At 63.3% G+C, this 1,604-nt stretch carries 2 protein-coding genes; both read left to right on the top strand.

The window, feature by feature from the left end; translation table 11 throughout:
- Positions 1 to 40 precede the first annotated feature (40 nt).
- Positions 41 to 739 (top strand): bifunctional 2-polyprenyl-6-hydroxyphenol methylase/3-demethylubiquinol 3-O-methyltransferase UbiG, encoded by a 699-nt coding sequence (gene ubiG / locus G3436_RS26375; protein WP_163951266.1) that lies wholly within the window; start codon positions 41 to 43, stop codon positions 737 to 739.
- Between the two features lie 2 nt (positions 740 to 741).
- Complete coding sequence (mupP, locus tag G3436_RS26370; protein WP_163951263.1) at positions 742 to 1,413, top strand: N-acetylmuramic acid 6-phosphate phosphatase MupP; 672 nt, start codon at positions 742 to 744, stop codon at positions 1,411 to 1,413.
- The last annotated feature ends 191 nt before the right edge of the window (positions 1,414 to 1,604 follow it).

The raw sequence follows: 1,604 nt of genomic DNA, 5'->3' as shown, positions 1-1,604 counted from the left end.
CCGCCTGCAACGAATGATCAAAGTTTCAGAGGACCGTTCCATGAGCAACGTCGACCACGCCGAAATCGCCAAGTTTGAAGCTTTGGCCCACCGCTGGTGGGACCGCGAAAGCGAGTTCAAACCCCTGCACGACATCAATCCGCTGCGCGTCAACTGGATCGACGAGCGCGTCAAGCTGGCCGGCAAGAAGGTGCTGGACGTCGGTTGCGGCGGCGGCATTCTCAGCGAAGCCATGGCCCAGCGCGGTGCCACCGTCACCGGTATCGACATGGGCGAAGCACCGCTGGCCGTGGCGCGCCTGCACCAGCTGGAATCGGGTGTAGAGGTCGAGTACCGGCAGATCACCGCCGAAGCCCTGGCCGAAGAGATGCCCGAGCAGTTCGATGTGGTCACCTGCCTGGAAATGCTCGAACACGTGCCCGACCCGTCGTCGGTGATCCGCGCCTGCTACCGCATGGTCAAGCCGGGCGGCCAGGTGTTCTTCTCCACCATCAACCGCAACCCCAAGGCCTACCTGTTCGCCATCATCGGTGCGGAATACATCATGAAGCTGCTGCCACGCGGCACCCATGACTTCAAGAAATTCATCCGCCCGTCCGAACTCGGCGCCTGGAGCCGCGATGCCGGCCTGAGCGTCAAGGACATCATCGGCCTGACCTATAACCCGCTGACCAAGCACTACAAGCTGGCCAGCGACGTGGACGTCAACTACATGATCCAGACCCTGCGCGAGGAATAAGCATGCGTTTGCGAGCAGTACTTTTCGACATGGACGGCACCCTGCTCGACACGGCGCCGGATTTCATCGCCATCTGCCAGGCCATGCGGGCCGAGCGTGGCTTGCCGGCGATCGACGACGAGCGGATTCGTGAAGTGATCTCGGGCGGTGCGCGCGCAATGATTGCCGCCGCCTTCGCCACGGAGCCGGGGGCGCCCGACTTCGAGCCACTGCGCCTGGAGTTCCTGGAGCGCTACCAGACCGACTGCGCGGTACACAGCAAGCTGTTCGACGGCATGGCCGAGCTGCTGGCCGACATCGAGAAAGGCAACCTGCTGTGGGGCGTGGTCACCAACAAGCCGGTGCGTTTCGCCGAGCCGATCATGCAACAGCTGGGCCTGGCGCAACGCTCTGCCCTGTTGATCTGCCCTGATCACGTGAAAAACAGCAAGCCTGACCCCGAGCCGTTGATCCTGGCCTGCAAGACCCTCAACCTGGACCCGGCCAGCGTGCTGTTCGTCGGCGACGACCTGCGCGACATCGAGTCGGGCCGCGATGCCGGCACCCGCACGGCAGCGGTGCGCTATGGCTATATTCATCCAGAGGACAACCCCAACAACTGGGGCGCGGACGTGGTGGTCGATCATCCGCTGGAGCTGCGCAGGGTGCTCGACAGCGCCCTGTGTGGCTGCTGATCGCGGTAACGCCTTAGAAAGCTTCGCTGGCAAGCCAGCTCCCACAGGTACCCCGCGGCTTTCAAGCGCAGAGCGTTTCCTGTGGGAGCTGGCTTGCCAGCGAATGAAGTCACCACCCTTGTCGAGGTACCCCCAATGTTCGATTACACCGCCCGCCCCGACCTGCTCAAAGGCCGGGTCATCCTGGTCAC

The organism is Pseudomonas brassicae (assembly GCF_010671725.1).
Taxonomy (GTDB): domain Bacteria; phylum Pseudomonadota; class Gammaproteobacteria; order Pseudomonadales; family Pseudomonadaceae; genus Aquipseudomonas; species Aquipseudomonas brassicae.
The sequence above is the reverse complement of the archived record's forward strand: the minus strand, read 5'-3'. Positions and strand labels throughout refer to the sequence as shown.